This window comes from Brucella pseudintermedia (genome assembly GCF_008932435.1).
Lineage (GTDB): Bacteria > Pseudomonadota > Alphaproteobacteria > Rhizobiales > Rhizobiaceae > Brucella > Brucella pseudintermedia.
Genome location: NZ_WBWE01000004.1, coordinates 77564 through 94513, shown reverse-complemented (window position 1 = coordinate 94513; position 16950 = coordinate 77564). Strand labels below are relative to the sequence as shown.

The following is a 16950-nucleotide window of genomic DNA, read 5'->3' as shown; positions in this document are numbered from 1 at the left end:
TCGCATGAAGCAACCGGTTCAACGACGCGCTGTCTTCTTCATTGGCGGCTATGATCCTAAAACGCCGGAGGCGTTTTTTGGGCGATTGAGCAGAGAAATCAAAAGGTTCGAAGCCCTCTGGAGCGTCCGTTCCGAGGTTTCGGATGTCAGCACGTCGCCGGATCGAGAGACAGGCTCCGTCTCGATCCGGACGGTTCCCGCCGACAATGGCTGGGCGACCGAAACGGACTTCAATTTTCTCGTTCTCGACAGAATCGTATTGGCGGATTTCGACCGTCCGCTCCCGGTCCGGCTGGCCAAATATCTTGTCGCCTTCGGCGATTTCGTCCTTACCGGCACCGCATTTCGCTTCTTCGCCAGGGCATGGCGGTTCGGGCTTTATTTCCTCTACCCGTTTCTCGTGTTCGTCCTGTTCGTGGTGGCGGGCTATGCGGCGGCGCGGGCGACGGTTAACTGGCTCGGCGCCCTGAGCTGGCTCGTCGGGCTTGCGGTTTTTTCGGCGGCACTCGCCATTCTGGGCAAAAGATGGTCCACCAACCATCTGATGGACCTGTGGTCGTTCTCGCTCAATTTCATTCGCGGGCGGCGGCGAGATGCAGAATCCCTGATGCAGCGCTTTGCAGCGGGCATCGTCGAACAGACCGCCGCGAAACAATATGACGAGGTCATCCTGATCGGCCACAGCACCGGCGGCATGCTGATGCTGGACGTGGCCGCGCGTTGCCTCGCCATCGATCCGCAATTCAGCAGCCATGCGCCGCAGGTGTCTGTCCTCACCCTCGGCTCGACCGCGCTCAAGGCAGGCTATCATCCGGCGGGCGGGCATTTTCGCGAGAGCGTGCAGCGGCTGGTTGACGATGGCAAAATCGACTGGGTGGAAATCCAGTGCCTGACCGATGCGATCAATTTCTACAAGACCGATCCGGTGGCGGAAATGGGCTTGAAACGGGAGCCGCAGCGCAATTTTCCCGTCACACGGACAGTGCGCATGAAGGAAATGCTGCAGCCGGAAATCTACAAGCGCGTAAAGCGGAACCTTTTTCGCGTGCATTATCAATATGTATTCGGAAACACGAAGCCCTATTGGTATGATTTCTTTCAGATCTGCTGCGGTCCGCTCTCGCTTCGCGAACGGACGGACGACCGCATCATCGGTGCCCAGCCAAGGAAGGAAACCGTTGCCGAATGACACCGACACTGGCCGCAATCGTCTGGGGCATCGGGCTTGTCGCCTGGGTCGTTATCCGCATTCCGCACCAGCGGCGCGCACGCAAGATCAAGGTTGCAAACGATGCGAAGACGCTGGCTGACCGGCTGGCGCTGGGTGCGGCGACAGTCGGCCTGTCGCTGATCCCCATCGTCTATGTCGCGACCGGCTTTCCCGCCTTTGCCGATTATGCTTTCCAGCCGTGGCTCGCCGGGATCGGGCTGATCGTCGAAATCGCCTTCCTCTGGCTTTTTTATGCCAGCCATCGGCAATTGGGCAAGAACTGGTCGGTCTCGCTTGAAATCCGCCGCGAGCACAAGCTGGTGACCGACGGGCTTTACAAATATGTCCGTCATCCGATGTATCTGTCGTTCTGGCTGTGGGCGATTGCACAATTCTGCCTGCTGCCGAACTGGTTTGCCGGGCTGGCCGGGCTTGTCGGCGTCGCTATCCTCTATTTCTATCGGGTCGGCCACGAGGAGGCGATGATGCGCGCGGCCTTTGGCGCGTCCTATGACGACTATGCGCGCCGGACGGGCCGCGTCATTCCGAAACTCAAGTTCTAGTGATTTGGCTGAAACGGATCGGCGCTCTAAATAGCTGTTTCGATGCTCCTCGTTCGAAAGTCATTTTTCGAACGCGCCCCAACAGGTAGTCGAAGATGGTTTCAAAGCCCGATCGTTCGCATTCGAAAATCATGACCCGCCGCCGCCTGATCTTTGCGGGAGCGGCCCTTGCGCTTTATGCCGGCGCGGCTCAGGCAGCACCCAAAAAACCTTCCGGAACGGCACCGCAGGCGGATGTCTATCTGCTGCGCGGGTTCGGAGACATTTTCTCCACCGGCATTGACGAGATCGGCAGGCAATTGCAGGCCAATGGCGTCGACGCGCATGTCGAGGGCCATCAGGCATGGCGTTTTGTGCTGAACCGGATACTTGCCGACCAGCGCGAGAATCCGCGCGCGCCCGTGGTTCTGATTGGCCATTCGCTTGGCGCCAATGCTGTCATCGACATTGCGGCCGCTCTTGAAAAAAAGGGGATATCGGTCGCCTATATGGCGACCTTTGCCGCCACAGCGCCTGCGCCACTGCCCGGCAATATCAAGCGTGTCGTGAATTTCTATTTCAAGCAGCATGGCTGGGGCCTGCCGTTGACAGCCGGGCCGCGTTTCCGGGGAAGCCTCGACAATCGCGACTTTTCAGGCATGAGGGATATCGGCCATTTCAACATCGAGAAGCAGCGCCCGCTTCAGGATGAAGTGGTTCGCAATGTGCTGAGTATCGTACGCTCAAGGTGATGGGAAGCCGACTGGCGGCCCCATCAAAGGCTATTTTAGAAAGATGTAGCGGGCAAAATACGGCGACCGACCGACTTCATCTGCGCTCTAGAGCGCGTCCATTGAACGCGGAATCGCGTTGAGGATTCCCTTGATCGCCGAATTCTGATTCCATCGCTCCGACTGGTGATTTGGTTGGAGGCAATATGACCCGGGCTTTGAGTGATGATCTGCGTAGCCGCGTTCTGGCTGCGTCACGGGATGGCATGTCGGCGCGTTCAGCGGCAGCCCGATTTGGGATTGGGATTTCAACAGCCATCGCCTGGATTGCGAGTGCGCGGGCAGGTCTGTTGACCCCGGCGAAGCAGGGCCGACGCGGCGGCTCACGCCTGGATCCTCACGAGGACTTCATCTTCGGCTTGATCGAAGAGGCGAAGGACATCACGCTTAACGAGATGGTCCGGCGATTGCATGAGGAGAGAGCCGTATCGATCGGCCGCAGTGCGCTTGACGTCTGGCTGCGAAAGCGCGGCTGGACTTTCAAAAAAAGACCGCACATGCACTGGAGCAGGACCGCCCTGACCTGCTGAAGCCTCGCCAGGACTGGTTCGACGGCCAGCTCGATCTCGATCCAGCGCGCCTCGTCTTCATTGATGAAACCGGCCTGAGCACGAAGATGTCCCGGCTTCGCGGACGAGCCCCTTGCGGAGATCGATGCCGTTCACCGGTCCCACACGGCCATTGGAAGACAACGACATTTACCGGTGCACTCAGACTATCCGGCATGACCGCGCCCATGGTCCTCGACGGTGCGATGAACGGCGTCGCATTCCAGGCCTATGTCGAACAGGTTCTCATTCCAACCTTGGTGACCGGCGACATCGTCATCATGGACAACCTGCCGTCACATAAGGCGCAGGGCGTGCGTCTCGCAATCGAAGGTGCCGGATGCCGCTTGCTCTACCTCCCTCCATACAGTCCAGACTTCAACCCCATCGAGAAGGCTTTCGCCAAGCTCAAGGCCGTCTTGCGCGCCAAAGCCGAGCGGACCGTCGAGGGCTTATGGAATATCGTCGGCCAGATCGTCACGCTGTTCGAACCACAAGAATGCGCCAACTACTTCAAATCCTGCGGATATGACCCCGAGTAAAGTGGACGCGCTCTAGCAAGGAGCTGTTGGTGCTGCTCCGCCCGCTGTTTCCACTCGCTGAATATAGCGAACAGAAGACAAAAAGCCATTACCTGCCTTACTCTTGACCTCCAGCAGGAGTTGCGGAATGCTATTGGGTGTATCGCTCGGGGCTTTCGCACGCACGGCGCCGATGATCAGGCTGCCATCCGATGCTTGCCAGCCGAATGTTGAACAGCTTGCTTTTTATTTACCCCCCCAAAAAATAGCCACTCTGAAATAATAGTCTGTAAAACTTCATTATTATTTGCTGTCAAAAAATTGCAATATCTTCTTTTTTATTTTACATTAATGTATTTCAGCGGCGGGAAGAGTTTAGTTCGGAGATGAGAATATGAATTTGGAAGATTTTAACTCCATCGAGCTGAAAAAGATTGCTACAGATGGCGATCATGCCTTAGTCACTAAGAAAACATCAGCCGAGGTGGTTGATATTGTTACAAAATCAATGTCATTTCCGATGGAAGCCATCATTAAAAGATACAGAAAAGAGCACAATATCGATCTGAAGACGGCGTCGCTTCATGAAAGAGAGTTAAAACGCTTTCTGGCGTTGGCGGCTATCTACGACGTTCCACTCGGAATGCGGGGACCAGTCGATGAGCTCTGGCATACGTTTATAATCTTTACTGTCGATTATATGAACTTTTGTCAAACGGTAGCGGGACGTATGATACATCATGTTCCTACACGAGATGATGAGCCTATAGCGTTTGGAAAAAAATCTGCCACCTTATTTGATGAAGCGTATAGATCTGTATTCTCCTGCGAGCCCCCAAGCGAAATTTGGCCTCAAAATAATACTAATAGTGATTGCCAGCACGAGTGTAGGCCAATTGATTGTTACCCCTGTGAATCGAAATTAAGTTGAGCGATTTCAGGAGTTTATGGTATTCATCCCATCCTTAAGAAGCATGACACGACATATTGCAAGAATATAATTTTCGGTTGGGCTCTAAGGAATGATAGTCAACCGCAATACCTTTGGAGTCGCAGATTACAGCGGCAGTTTGCTAGAGATGGTCAAGAGGATCATCATCGCAATGCGACTTCTTGGGTGTACCTTGGGTGCAAAACTGCATTTGTTCGCGTCACGTTCTGCATACGTCTATAAGCGACTGGCCAACTGGAACCGCGCAAATTAGCGGTTCTAGGCTTTCCCGATTGCGTTGACGTGATATGGAAGCTTGGCTTTGGTGCCGCACGATAACTAAAGTTGACGGGTAGACGCGGAAATTATGCGACCGGCTCGAAAACGCAAGTTAGGACAAATTACTATTTTTTTTCAAAAAACTCAATGATTTCAATGCGATTGGCGGAAGAGAATGGGAGTCGAACCCACCAAAGACCGTCTATCGGCCCCTCCCGGATTTGAAGTCCGGACGCCCCACCAGGAACGCGTCTCTTCCTTATATCACTGCTTCAGCGGATGCAGTTTGAGCGAAATCGCCGAACAAGTCCAGCTTGCGGCGGTTAAGGCGGCGCATGTCTCCCCGCCTTATCGTGACGCTGTTGCGGTCAAAAAACTCCAATATCTGGATCGCCACCTTGCGTCCGCTATCGACCCGGTCGCGAAAGCGCGCCGCGATGAACCAGCCGCTGTCGAAGGCCGCATCCATATCCGACAATATGCCGATCATTTCCGCAATCGTCGCCCGGAGGAAAAAATGGTCGTGCGCCACTTCATGCACCCGGCCCATGCGCCCGGCGAGCTTGAGCAGGCGGCGAATATCTTCCTCCCGCTCGTCGAGGAGGCCCGCAATATCGCGCACGCGCGGCGGACGGAAACGGGCGTCGCCGCCAAGCAGCGGCGCGATGCGCTGCCAGAGCGCCTCGTCGGCATCGCTCATCGTCACTTCATGATCGCGGAGGCGCAGCCACGCACCGTCCAGTCTCAAGAGGTCCGCCTCAACCAGCGCGGCAATGGCGGCGCGAAAGGCGGGCGCTGGCAGGCGCGGCTTCAACAACAGGCGCAACCGTTCGACACCCATGCCGATCAAGTCCGGATTTTCCGCATGAAAAGCTGCAAGGCGCGCCAGAATATCCGCACGCAGCGCATCCCACCGCTCCGGCAACAGCAGGAGCACGGAATTCGGCTGCGGTAGCATCACGGCATCGAGCGCTTGCGCCAGACCTTGCGGATCGTCGGCCAAGGCGCGGTCGCGCAGGAATGCCGCCGCGTCAAGATAATAAGGCTCGGCTGACAGCAATGCGCGTGCTGCTTCCACAGGGTCGTCAATGGAATATGCGTCGAGTTGGGCCATGCGCTCCGGGCTGCGGCGCTTGCGCTGCGGAGGGCGCAGATCGAGAAAACGACCACCGCCGATAGTGCGCTGCGCGGAAACATCCCGGATGACGAAACGGTCTCCCGCCGCCGCCGCGATGGGACGATCCAGCACCAGTTGCACCCGGTCTTCCGCGCCGGGCCGCAGTTCCTCATCCCGCAGAAGCACGATGCGCGCCCCGACCTCTGCTGCGGCATGATGCAGGCGAATCGGAAACCACTGGCCGACCGGCTTTTTCTCGCATGGCAGGATTTGCAGCGATGCATCGATGCGGTCCGTGGGGCGGTGAAGGCCGGGTGACACCAGCATGTCGCCCCGATGCACGGCCTCTTTCGATATGCCGTCACCCGCCAGATTGAGCGCGCAGCGATCACGCGCCTCAGCAATTTCGCTCGGCCTGTTTTGCGCATGGATGGTGCGCACGCGCGCTTCCCTGCCGGACGGGCTGATGAGAAGATGGTCGCCAATGGCGACCTTGCCGGAAAGCACCGTGCCGGTGACGACCGTGCCCGCGCCCTTCAGCTTAAAGGACCGATCCACGGCAAGACGAAAACGCCCCGAGGCTCGGCGCCCGCCGAATGCCCGCGCTTCATTTTCCAGCAAGGTTCCAAGTTCACCGATCCCGACCCCGGAAACGGTGGAGACCGCCAGGACAGGAATATCGGCCAGTTCCGTCAAAGCCAGTTCATTGCGGATGGCGATTTCGACCTCCGCGAGGCGTTCCGGCTCGGCAAGATCGGATTTGGTGATGACGGCGACGCCGCGCCGGATGCCGAGCAGATTGACGATTGCCAGATGTTCCCGCGTTTGCGGCATGATCCCGTCATCGGCGGCGACAACCAGCATGACGAAATCGATGCTCGCCGCCCCGGCAAGCATCGTATGCACGAATTTTTCATGCCCCGGCACGTCGACAAAGCCGAGTATATGCTTTTCATCGCCGGAGAGAGGCAGATAGGCAAAGCCGAGATCGATGGAAATTCCGCGTTCTTTTTCTTCTTTCAGTCGATCCGTATCGACCTTGGTCAGCGAGCGCACCAGCGCGGTCTTGCCGTGATCGATATGTCCCGCCGTTCCGACGATCATGAGCGGAGCGCCGCAAGAGACGACAGATCGTGCAGAAAGCTGTCTTCATCCTCAAGGCAGCGCAGATCGAGCATGAAGGCACCCTTTTCGATCCGCCCGATGATGGGCAGAGGCAAAGCGCGCAATGAACTGGCAAGCGCTGTCAGCGCCGTGCCGCTGCCATCCTTCGGCACAATCGACAATCCAGCGCTTGGAACCGTTGAAAGCGGCAATGCGCCGGAGCCGATCTGGCTTGCGCAATCCGTCACTGCCACGATGAAGGCCGGGCCAAGCGCTCTTTCAAGCCCCGGCTTGAGCCGTGCCGCCTGCGCGGCGATTTCCGGCTGCGGGCGCGCCAGATAGCGAATGGTCGGCAGTTTTTCCGCCAGCCGTTCCGGGTTGCGATAAAGTTTCAGCGTCGCTTCGAGGGCTGCAAGCCTGATCTTGTCGACCCGCAAGGCGCGCTTCATCGGGTTCTTGTTGATGCGCGCAATCAGGTCGCGCCGCCCGACGATGAACCCCACCTGCGGTCCGCCGAGAAGCTTGTCGCCGGAGAAGGTGACGATATCCGCGCCTTCGGCAACCGCTTCGCGCACCGTCGGCTCATGGGCGAGGCCGAAAGCGGTCAGATCGGCAAGCGTGCCTGAACCCAGATCATTGACCAGCGGCACGCCCTTGCCCCGTGCGATTGCCGCCAGTTCCGGGGCCGTGACTTCCCGCGTGAAACCTTCGATGCGGTAATTGGAGGTGTGGACCTTGAGCACAAGGCCGGTATCCGGGTTGATTGCATTCTCGTAATCGCGCGGGTGGGTGCGGTTGGTAGTGCCGACTTCGACAAGCCGCGTCCCAGCGCGGGTCATGATGTCCGGCATCCGGAACGCGCCGCCGATTTCGATCAGTTCGCCACGCGAAACGATGGCTTCCTTGCCCGTGGCAAGACTGTTCAGCACCAGAAGCACGGCGGCGGCATTGTTGTTGACGACGGTTGCGTCTTCCGCGCCTGTCAGTTCGCAGACGAGTGCGCGCAGATGGTCGTCGCGCTCGCCACGCGATCCCGACGACAGATCAAACTCAAGCGAAACCGCCTGTCGCATGGCTTGCGTGGCAGCCTCGATTGCGGCTTCGGCAAGGATAGCGCGACCCAGATTGGTGTGCAGGACCGTGCCGGTCAGGTTGAACAGCGGGCGCAGGCTCGACTGCACGGATGCTTCGAGCAGGTGAATAACCCGCTCCGCCAAAAGCATGTTGCTGGAAGGCGCGGCACCGGACTTCACCGCCTCACGCTCGTCATGCAAAACCTTGCGGACGGCCTCCGTCAGCGATGCGTGGCCGAAATTCTCCGAGGCCCCGGCAAGTTCGGGGAGGCGCAGGATGGCGTCCACAGACGGCAGATGGCGCAGTGAAGTCTTGATCTGGTCCATGCCGCCTCACAATCCGGCAAGAAGCGGGGAGAACCCACCTCGCCTGTAAGGCGTCTCGCGCATCAGCATATCGAGGCCGAGGCTTGCAACATCGTCGGCCACCGGATCGGCATCCGAGGATAGCTGCTGATAGATGATCTTGACCCAGCTTTCGCATTCATCGCAGGTTTCGGCCTTGATGACGCCGCCGCCTTCCTCGACTTCCTTGTAGCCGATGCCCTTGGTGGAACCGCAGCACACGCACTTGACCCGCACATAATGCCAGAGCGTGTTGCAGACGGAGCAGGAGCAGAAGCGCGCGCCATGCGCACCGTGCCAGCCGACGACCAGCGAGCTTGACGGCATGCTGCCGCAGGACGGGCAGACGCCATCAGCGACCGGCTTCACCGATTTCGCGTCGAGCGTCGAGGCGAGCCGCGTGAAATGAAGCTGCAATCCCGCCCAGATATAAATGTGTTCGGCAATTGCCTGCGGCGGCAGAACCCCGGCGAAAAGCGCCTCGATCATCCGGCGGCGCTCATCAGTGCTACTTTGCGCCACACGCTCCAGCGCATCGGCGGCATCCTGCGGCTTGGCGATTGTGTCGGCGCGCGCGAAAAGCCGGTCGAAGATGGTGTCGAGCGCCTCGTCCGATAGGACATCCGCACGATCGATCGACGGCATCCCGAATTCCCGCCCCCGCTCATCGCCCTGCCGCGCCGCGACAGGGCCGAGACCAGCCTCGATTTCTGACTGCGCCTCGCTCAGATCGGCGATGAATTCCAGATAGGGTTTCAGCGGGCTGGCCGAGGCCAGAAGACGCAGGCGCTCCGCTCGTCTGGCGAAAAGTGCGCCGGGCTCCGGCAATTGCACGAAGGGTGGGGCCGATATTTCGCCGATGACCGTCGGGTCCGGCACCAGATCTTTCTTGCCTGCCATGTCACTCCTCACGAACCCGACGGGCCACGTGGACCACTGAATATGGTCGCCCTCAAAGACGACCGCGTAAGTTCAGGCGACTGGCTTGCTGCCGCCCTGTTTCACTTTCTGCTTCGATGCCAGTTCGCGCAACCATTTGCGGTGGTGCCGCCATGCCCAGCCGCCGCTGACCGTGCCACGCGTCATCGCATGGATGGTGCCCTTCACCCAGATCGCGGCATAGACATGCACGATCCACACGCAGATCGCCGCCACCGCCGCCATGGAATGAACAAGCAGGGCCCAGCGCTGCTGGTTGATGCTGGTATAGGAGCCGAAATATTCGTTCCAGACCATCAAGCCGGAACCGATCAGGATCACGATCAGAAGCGACATGGACCAGAAAACCAGCTTCTGACCGGCATTATATTTGCCGACTTCTGGCAGCTTTTCTTCCTTGCCGGCAATCACGTCATTGGCCTGCGCCAGCCATTGGCTGTCTTCGCGCTTCCACAGATTGGCGCTCCAGAAACGCAGGAAAAGCCCGAGAAAGCTGAAGAACAGGACCACGCCGATCCATGGATGGATGGCGCGTGTCCATTGCCCGCCGCCGAACAGGCCCGACAGGAAAAACAGCGACGGATGAAACATGGCAAGGCCGGAAAGGGCCAGAAGCACGAGGCTGATGGCGGTGATCCAGTGATTGAGGCGCGCACCGCCGGAATAGCGATGCACCCGGACCGGCTTGCCGGGCTCTATGCCGTCGCCGCGTTCAACATCCTTGAAATCGGTCCTGCTCATGAGCTTTTGTCTCCCGTGAGCTTTTCGGCCTGTTCCTCGTCATGCTCCGTCACGACATTCGGCCCCTTGAAGATATAATGCAGCAGACCCGCCGCAGCCGCCAGCCCCATTGCCGCCATGCCCGCATATTTGGACACGCCCTTCCATGCCTCGACAACCGGGCTAATGCGCGGATTGTTCGGCAGATCGGCATAGATTTCAGGCTTGTCGGCATGGTGTAGCACATACATGACATGCGTGCCGCCAACGCCCGGCGGATCATAAAGACCGGCATTTTCAAAGCCGCGCGACTTCAGATCCTTGATGCGGCCATCGGCCCATTCCTTCATCTCGTCCTTGGTGCCATAGACGATGGCCTGCGTCGGGCAGGCCTTGGCACAGGCCGGTCCCTGCCCCACCGCGATGCGGTCGGAACAGAGCGTGCATTTATAGGCCTTGTTCGTCACCGGCGAGATGCGCGGAATGTCGAACGGACAGCCCTTGATGCAATAGCCGCAGCCGATGCAGTTCTCGTGGATGAAATCGACGATGCCATTGGAATATTGCACGATTGCGCCCGGCGCCGGGCAGGCCTTGAGACAGCCGGGGTCCTCGCAATGCATGCAGCCATCCTTGCGGATCAGCCATTCCAGATTGCCGGTATCGGGATTGTCCCATTCGGTAAAGCGCATCAGCGTGAAGGTATTCGCCGTCAGATCATGCGGATTGTCATAGACGCCGACATTGACGCCCACTTCCTCATGCGTGTCGTTCCATTCGGCGCAGGCCGACTGGCAAGCCTTGCAGCCGATGCATTTCGACACGTCGATGAGCTTCGCCACCTCGGTCTGGCGCTCCGCTGGCGGCGTCACGTTCGACGCCGACCGGCGGATCAGGTCCTTGTCACCGAAACGCGGCTGCTGCGGCTGGACGTCAGGATTGGGAACGGGTGGAAACATCTCTAATCCCTCCTAAGCCACAGGCGCGCTTGAGCGCTCGATATTGACCAGAAACGCCTTGAACTCCGGCGTCTCGATGTTCGCGTCGCCGACGAAAGGCGTCAGCGAATTCGGGCCGAAGCCCTTGCGGGCAGCACCCATGAAGCCCCAATGGAGCGGGATGCCCACCACATGCACCGTCTTGCCGTCGCAGATGAGCGGCTTGATGCGCTTCGTCACCACGGCCTTGGCCTTGACCGAGCCGCGTTTCGACCACACGCGCACCCAGTCGCCCTTGGCGATGCCCTTTTCCGTCGCCAGCTCCTCCGAAATTTCCACGAAGAATTCCGGCTGCAGGACGGCGTTCACATGAACATGCTTGGTCCAGTAGTGGAAATGCTCCGTCAGACGGTAGGAGGTTGCGGCATAAGGGAACTCCTCCGAAGCCGTTTCCGCGAACTGCTTGAAGTCGTCGTTGAAGACACGCGCCACCGGATTGCCCCGAACCTTCGGTGCAATCACATTGGCGACCGGCGATTCAAACGGCTCGTAATGGGCCGGGAACGGACCGTCGCGCATCATGCCGCGGCTGAACAGGCGCGAGGAGCCTTCCGCATTCATGATGAACGGCCCGACTTCCTGCGGCTTGGCGGTCGGCGCAATGTCCGGCACGTCATAGCCCGTCCATTTCGAACCGTCCCACTCGATGAGTTTGCGGCTCGGATCCCACGGCTTGCCGTCAATATCGGCGGAGGCGCGGTTATAGAGAATGCGGCGATTGGCAGGCCACGCCCACGACCAGTTGAGATAGGCGCCAGTCTCGTCCGGATCGTGATTATCGCGGCGGGCCATGTTGTTGCCTGCCTCGGTGAAACAGCCGGAATAGATCCAGCAGCCCGATGCCGTCGAGCCGTCGTCGCGCAGCGCCGCAAAGCCGGACAGAAGCTTGCCCGCCTCGGCAACGACCTTGGTCGGATCGGCCGGGTCGGTCACCGTGGAAAGCGCGCGGCCGTTCAGTTCCTTGGCCAGTTCTTCCGCTGTCGGCTCGCCCTCATCCGCATAATCCCAGGTGAGATTGAGGATCGGATCGGGGAAAGCGCCGCCTTCCTTGCGATAGAGCTCCCGCAGCCGCAGGAAAAGCTGCGCCATGATCCAGTTGTCGGTCTTCGCCTCGCCGGGCGGCGTGGCACCCGGCCAGTGCCATTGCAGCCAGCGCCCGGAATTGGTGAGCGAACCTTCATCCTCCGCAAAGCAGGTGGAGGGAAGCTGGAACACTTCCGTCTGGATCGAAGCCGAATCCACATCGTTGAACTCGCCGTGGTTTTCCCAGAAACGCGAGGTTTCCGTTTCCAGCGGGTCTATCGTCACGAGGAATTTCAGCTTCGACAGCGCCTCGGTCAGCTTCTTTCGGTTCGGCACCGCCATCAGCGGATTGAACCCCTGACAGACATAGCCGTTGACCTTGCCCTCATGCATCATGTCGAAGATGCGCAGCATGTCGTAGTTCGGCACGTCCAGCTTCGGCAGCCAGTCATAGGCAAAGTCGTTCTCGACCGTCGCCGCATTGCCCCACATGGCCTTCTGGAAACTGACGAAGAACTTGCGATAGTTCTGCCAGTAGCTCATCTGGTTCGGGCGCAGCGGCTTGAAACCGCGTGTCGACATATAGATTTCGAGATCGGTTTCCTTTTCGACCGGGATGTTCATGTAGCCCGGCAGGAGGTTGGACATGAGGCCGATATCGGTCAGCCCCTGAATGTTGGAGTGGCCGCGCAGCGCATTCATGCCGCCGCCGCGCACGCCGATATTGCCGAGGATAAGCTGCAGCATCGCCATGCAGCGAATATTCTGCGACCCCTTGGAATGCTGCGTCCAGCCGAGCGCATACATCGACGTCATCGTCTTGTCCGGGGCAGAGCATTCGGACATCATCTGCGCCACTTTCAGGAATTTCTCCTTCGGCGTGCCGCAGATGCGCTCCACCATTTCCGGCGTGAACACGGAAACATGCTGCTTCAACAGGTTCCACACGCAGCGCGGGTTTTGCAACGTGTCGTCCACGACCGCATAGCCGTCATCGCCGATCACATAGTCCCAGCTCGAGCGGTCATAATCCCGCTTTTCCTCGTCATAGCTGGTAAAGAGCCCGTCCTTATATTCAAAGCCATCCTTGATGATGTAGCTGGCATTGGTGAAATGCTTCACATAATCCCACTGCACCTTGTCGTTCTGGATGCAGTAATTGATGACGCCGAGCAGGAAGGCGATATCCGAACCTTGTCGGATAGGCGCGTAGAAGTCCGCGACCGACGCGGTGCGCGTGAAGCGCGGATCGACAACGATCAGCTTCGCGCCGCGATGGTGCTTGGCCTCCGTCACCCATTTGAAGCCACACGGATGCGCTTCCGCCGCATTGCCGCCCATGACGACGACGAGATCGGTATTTTTAATGTCCGTCCAGGAGTTGGTCATTGCTCCGCGGCCAAATGTTGGGGCGAGACTCGCCACCGTCGGGCCGTGTCAGACGCGTGCCTGGTTATCGAATGCAACTATGCCTGTGCTGCGAACCACCTTGTAGGTCAGAAACGCCGTTTCGTTGGTGGTCGCCGAAGCCGCGAGGAAGCCTGTCGAGGTCCAGCGGTTGACCGTGGTGCCCGCCGCGTTCTTCGCGATGAAATTGGCGTCGCGGTCGTCCTTCAGATGCCGCGCGATGCGGTCGAGCGCATCTTCCCAGGAAATCTGCTTGAATTCGGACGAGCCCGGCTCGCGCACCCGCGGATTTTTCAGGCGGGTTTCCGCCTTGACGAAATCCTTGAGCGCCGCGCCCTTCGGGCAAAGCGTGCCGCGATTGGTCGGGTGATCCGTATCGCCTTCGACGTGGATCAGTTCGGCCTTCTCGCCCTTGCGCACATCGCCCTTGGAATAAAGGATGACGCCGCAGGCGACCGAGCAGTAAGGACAGGTATTGCGGGTTTCGGTCGTGTTGGTCAGCTTGAAGGGACGAATGGACTCGGCATAGGCGCTTTCCACCGCGCCGAAACCGAAGGACCCAAGCGCCGAAGCCGCCACTACCGCCCCCGTTCCGCCCAGAAACTGGCGGCGTGAGAGCTCCACATTCATTGCGCTGCACCTCCCTGATCGTCAGAAGAAGGTGCCGAAGCACATCCCCCCGAAATTGGACTTGGCTGACATCAGTTCACCGCAATAAAACCAAGTTGTCAACCGAAGGGCAGGTTAAATAAATTAACAATAAGGCCCATTTATCAATAACATGACTATAATGGTCATGTATTAATACATGGCACCCGCCGTGAGAATGACTTCAAAATGCGCAGGCTGATTGACGTTGCCGTGTAAAAACGCCAGACTGATGCCGTGGCTTCTTTCGTTGCTCCCGAGTTTCGGGGCCTGAATTTTGGGTGGCTTCCGCCTCGCACCGGCTTCCTTGCCCCGGCGCGACGGGTTGGCGTGGCCCTCGGTTCAGGTCGTTTTCAACCGGGCAAGGCCGCGCCCAGATTTCCTGAAATCACTGCATGTTCGCCGCTTTCCGGCCCGAAGGCCGCAAAGCGCATGTTCTCGCGCCAACGCAACAAGGGCAATTCAAAGCACAAAAGGGGATCGTCATGAACCGTCGGGAACTTCTCAAATCCGGCGCGGCCTGCGCCGCCGCCAGCATGCTGCCGAATTTTGCATTTGCCGCCACCAACACATTTGCGCCGCAGCCCTCGGACTGGCGCAGCTTCGAGATTACCACCAGCGTCGCGCCTGCCGCGTCGAAGGAGGTCATTCGCGTCTGGGTTCCGCTGGCAGGGTTCAATGCCGATGACTGGAATCGCCCGGAGGGCAATCGCTGGACAACCAATGCCAAGGTCGCACGGCTCGACCGCGATCCGGCGAGCGGCACCGGCCTGCTTTATCTCGAATGGGATGGTGGCGAAGAAAACCCGCAAGCCGAAATCATCAGCCTTATCTCCACCCGCGACCGCGCAAGCAATCTGGATGCCTCGGCCAGGGCCGTGCCGCTGACCCGCGCCGAACGTGAACGCTATCTGGCCGGAACGCGCCTTGCGCCGGTGGATGGCATTGTCAAGCAAACCTCCGACAAGATCGTTGCAGGTGCGGTCAACGATCAGGAGAAGGCCCGCCGGATCTACGATTGGGTCGTCGCCAACACCTACAGGCGCGCCGCGACCCGCGGCTGCGGTGACGGCAATATCGTCGCCATGCTCGACAGCGGCGATCTCGGCGGCAAATGCGCCGACATCAATCCTTTGTTCGTGGCCCTCGTCCGGGCAGCGGGAATCCCGGCTCGCGACTTATATGGCGTGCGCGTTGCGCCTTCCGCCTTCGGTTACAAGAGCCTCGGCGCGAAGAACGAGGTCATTACCAAGGCCCAGCATTGCCGCGCCGAAATCTATCTCGACGGCATCGGCTGGGTGGCGACCGATCCGGCGGATGTGCGAAAGGTGATGCTGGAAGAGGAAAAGGACGGGCTTGCCGCCGACGATCCGCGCGTCGCCGCCGTGCGGCAGAAGCTGTTCGGTTCTTGGGAGGGCAACTGGATCGCCTTCAATGACGGCAGCGATATCGCCTTGCCGTCTGCTCAAGGACCCGAACTCGGCTTCCTCATGTATCCGCAAGCCGAAGTCGCGAGCGCCCGGCTGGATTGCCTCGATGCGGACAGTTTCCGCTACGCGATGACCGCGCGCGAGATAACCATATAATTCCGGGGGTATCATGGATATCGCATCGCCTATTCGTCTCAGCACGCTTGCCCATGGCGGCGGCTGCGGCTGCAAGCTTGCTCCAGCCGTTTTGCAGGACCTGCTGTCGGACCAGCCGATCATGCAGCCTTTCAGCCAGCTTCTTGTCGGCACGGAAACCGGCGACGACGCCGCCGTCTGGCAGCTGGACGACGAAAACTGCGTGATAGCCACCACGGATTTCTTCATGCCGATGGTGGACGATCCGTTCGATTTCGGACGTATCGCGGCCACCAATGCGATATCCGACGTCTATGCCATGGGCGGAACGCCGATCATGGCGCTGGCGATCCTCGGAATGCCGGTAAACAAGATGCCCGCCGAAATGATCCGTGAAATCCTGAAAGGCGGCTCCAGCATCTGCGCCGAAGCGGGCATTCCGGTCGCGGGCGGGCATTCCATCGACGCGCCGGAACCGATCTACGGGCTGGCGGTCATCGGCACCTGCAAGCTTTCGCACCTGCGCAAGAACAGCGGCGCGCGTCCCGGCGACAGGCTGATACTGACCAAGGCAATCGGCGTCGGCATCTATTCCGCCGCCTTCAAGAAGCAGGAACTCGACAGCGCCGGTTATGAAGAAATGATGGCGTCGGTCACGCTTCTGAACCGGGTTGGCGCCGAACTCGGCAAGGATGACGCCGTTCACGCCGTCACGGATGTTACGGGCTTCGGCATCCTCGGCCATGCGCTGGAAATGGCGCGCGGCTCGAATGCGGGTATTACGCTCGACTATGCCGCCCTGCCCTTTCTCCATCAGGCTGAACATCTGGCGCAGGGCGGTTTCGTCACCGGAGCCTCCACCCGCAACTGGGCAAGCTATGGCCATGATGTGCGGCTCCCCGGTGATCATCCGCTCTGGAAACAGCAATTGCTGACCGACCCGCAGACATCCGGCGGTCTTCTCGTGTCCTGCGCACCGGCGGAAGCCGAAAGGCTTGTGAACAGCATCCGCGCCGCCGGCTATCCGTCCGCCCGCATCGTCGGGAAAGTGACGGATGATGCGGGCTGCGTGACTGTGGTCGATTGAAAACAGTTGCGGCTGCTCATCAACAATTCGCTTCACGGATAGATCGACGCCCTCTGGAAATCGCTGCCGCGAGGCGATAAAGGCAATGGCGCGTCCCGAAAA

13 protein-coding genes, 1 tRNA gene and 1 pseudogene are annotated in these 16950 nt (G+C 59.4%); 7 read left to right on the top strand and 8 right to left on the bottom strand.

The features are described 5' to 3' along the window. Nucleotides 1-4 precede the first annotated feature (4 nt). The 4 genes from F9K78_RS06655 (at nt 5) to F9K78_RS06640 (ending at nt 3633) form a co-directional block, all read left to right on the top strand. Nucleotides 5-1189: an alpha/beta fold hydrolase gene (locus tag F9K78_RS06655; RefSeq protein ID WP_121986351.1), complete on the top strand. Its 1185-nt coding sequence runs from the start codon at nt 5-7 to the stop codon at nt 1187-1189. Next, entirely contained in the window at nt 1186-1773 is a 588-nt protein-coding gene (locus tag F9K78_RS06650) for a protein-S-isoprenylcysteine O-methyltransferase (protein WP_121986199.1), read from the top strand. The genes F9K78_RS06655 and F9K78_RS06650 overlap by 4 nt, the downstream gene beginning before the upstream one ends. Before the next feature lie 131 nt (nt 1774-1904). Further along, nucleotides 1905-2504 (top strand): alpha/beta fold hydrolase, encoded by a 600-nt coding sequence (locus F9K78_RS06645; RefSeq protein ID WP_121986350.1) that lies wholly within the window; start codon nt 1905-1907, stop codon nt 2502-2504. A 185-nt stretch (nt 2505-2689) separates the two neighbouring features. Continuing rightward, nucleotides 2690-3633, top strand: a protein-coding gene (locus tag F9K78_RS06640; RefSeq protein WP_162929805.1) for an IS630 family transposase whose coding sequence is annotated in 2 segments (ribosomal slippage) — nt 2690-3014 and nt 3014-3633 — 945 coding nt in all. Because the reading frame shifts where the segments join, the coding sequence is not laid out codon by codon here. A gap of 12 nt (nt 3634-3645) precedes the next feature. Here F9K78_RS06640 and F9K78_RS22320 read toward each other — a convergent pair. Beyond that, nucleotides 3646-3822: pseudogene (locus F9K78_RS22320) on the bottom strand (DUF3455 domain-containing protein); the annotation flags it as partial. 184 nt (nt 3823-4006) lie between these two features. On the opposite strand from F9K78_RS22320, the gene F9K78_RS06630 reads away from it, so the two are divergent. After that, the gene (locus tag F9K78_RS06630; RefSeq protein ID WP_121986197.1) at nt 4007-4543 is read left to right on the top strand and encodes a glycine-rich domain-containing protein; all 537 of its coding nucleotides are present in this window, start codon (nt 4007-4009) and stop codon (nt 4541-4543) included. 442 nt (nt 4544-4985) lie between these two features. Here the strand turns inward: F9K78_RS06630 and F9K78_RS06625 are convergent. The 7 genes from F9K78_RS06625 to fdnG all read right to left on the bottom strand — a co-directional run bounded on the left by F9K78_RS06625 (nt 4986) and on the right by fdnG (nt 14178). After that, nucleotides 4986-5081: transfer RNA gene (locus F9K78_RS06625), tRNA-Sec, on the bottom strand. Next, nucleotides 5082-7043 (bottom strand): selenocysteine-specific translation elongation factor, encoded by a 1962-nt coding sequence (gene selB, locus F9K78_RS06620; RefSeq protein ID WP_121986661.1) that lies wholly within the window; start codon nt 7041-7043, stop codon nt 5082-5084. Continuing rightward, complete coding sequence (gene selA, locus F9K78_RS06615) at nt 7040-8443, bottom strand: L-seryl-tRNA(Sec) selenium transferase (protein ID WP_121986660.1); 1404 nt, start codon at nt 8441-8443, stop codon at nt 7040-7042. The genes selB and selA overlap by 4 nt, the downstream gene beginning before the upstream one ends. 6 nt (nt 8444-8449) lie before the next feature. Beyond that, nucleotides 8450-9361: a formate dehydrogenase accessory protein FdhE gene (gene fdhE, locus F9K78_RS06610; RefSeq protein WP_121986659.1), complete on the bottom strand. Its 912-nt coding sequence runs from the start codon at nt 9359-9361 to the stop codon at nt 8450-8452. A gap of 72 nt (nt 9362-9433) precedes the next feature. Continuing rightward, nucleotides 9434-10141, bottom strand: a complete 708-nt coding sequence (locus F9K78_RS06605; protein ID WP_121986658.1) for a formate dehydrogenase subunit gamma — start codon at nt 10139-10141, stop codon at nt 9434-9436. After that, nucleotides 10138-11079 (bottom strand): formate dehydrogenase subunit beta, encoded by a 942-nt coding sequence (gene fdxH, locus F9K78_RS06600; protein WP_121986657.1) that lies wholly within the window; start codon nt 11077-11079, stop codon nt 10138-10140. The genes F9K78_RS06605 and fdxH overlap by 4 nt, the downstream gene beginning before the upstream one ends. Before the next feature lie 12 nt (nt 11080-11091). After that, nucleotides 11092-14178, bottom strand: a complete 3087-nt coding sequence (gene fdnG / locus F9K78_RS06595; protein WP_151682108.1) for a formate dehydrogenase-N subunit alpha — start codon at nt 14176-14178, stop codon at nt 11092-11094. A 503-nt stretch (nt 14179-14681) separates the two neighbouring features. On the opposite strand from fdnG, the gene F9K78_RS06585 reads away from it, so the two are divergent. Both F9K78_RS06585 and selD read left to right on the top strand, forming a co-directional pair. Further along, nucleotides 14682-15782 carry a transglutaminase-like domain-containing protein gene (locus F9K78_RS06585; protein WP_121986654.1) on the top strand — a complete coding sequence of 367 codons (1101 nt, stop codon included), beginning with the start codon at nt 14682-14684 and terminating at the stop codon, nt 15780-15782. A gap of 13 nt (nt 15783-15795) precedes the next feature. Further along, nucleotides 15796-16848: a selenide, water dikinase SelD gene (selD, locus tag F9K78_RS06580; RefSeq protein WP_121986653.1), complete on the top strand. Its 1053-nt coding sequence runs from the start codon at nt 15796-15798 to the stop codon at nt 16846-16848. Nucleotides 16849-16950: the final 102 nt, after the last annotated feature.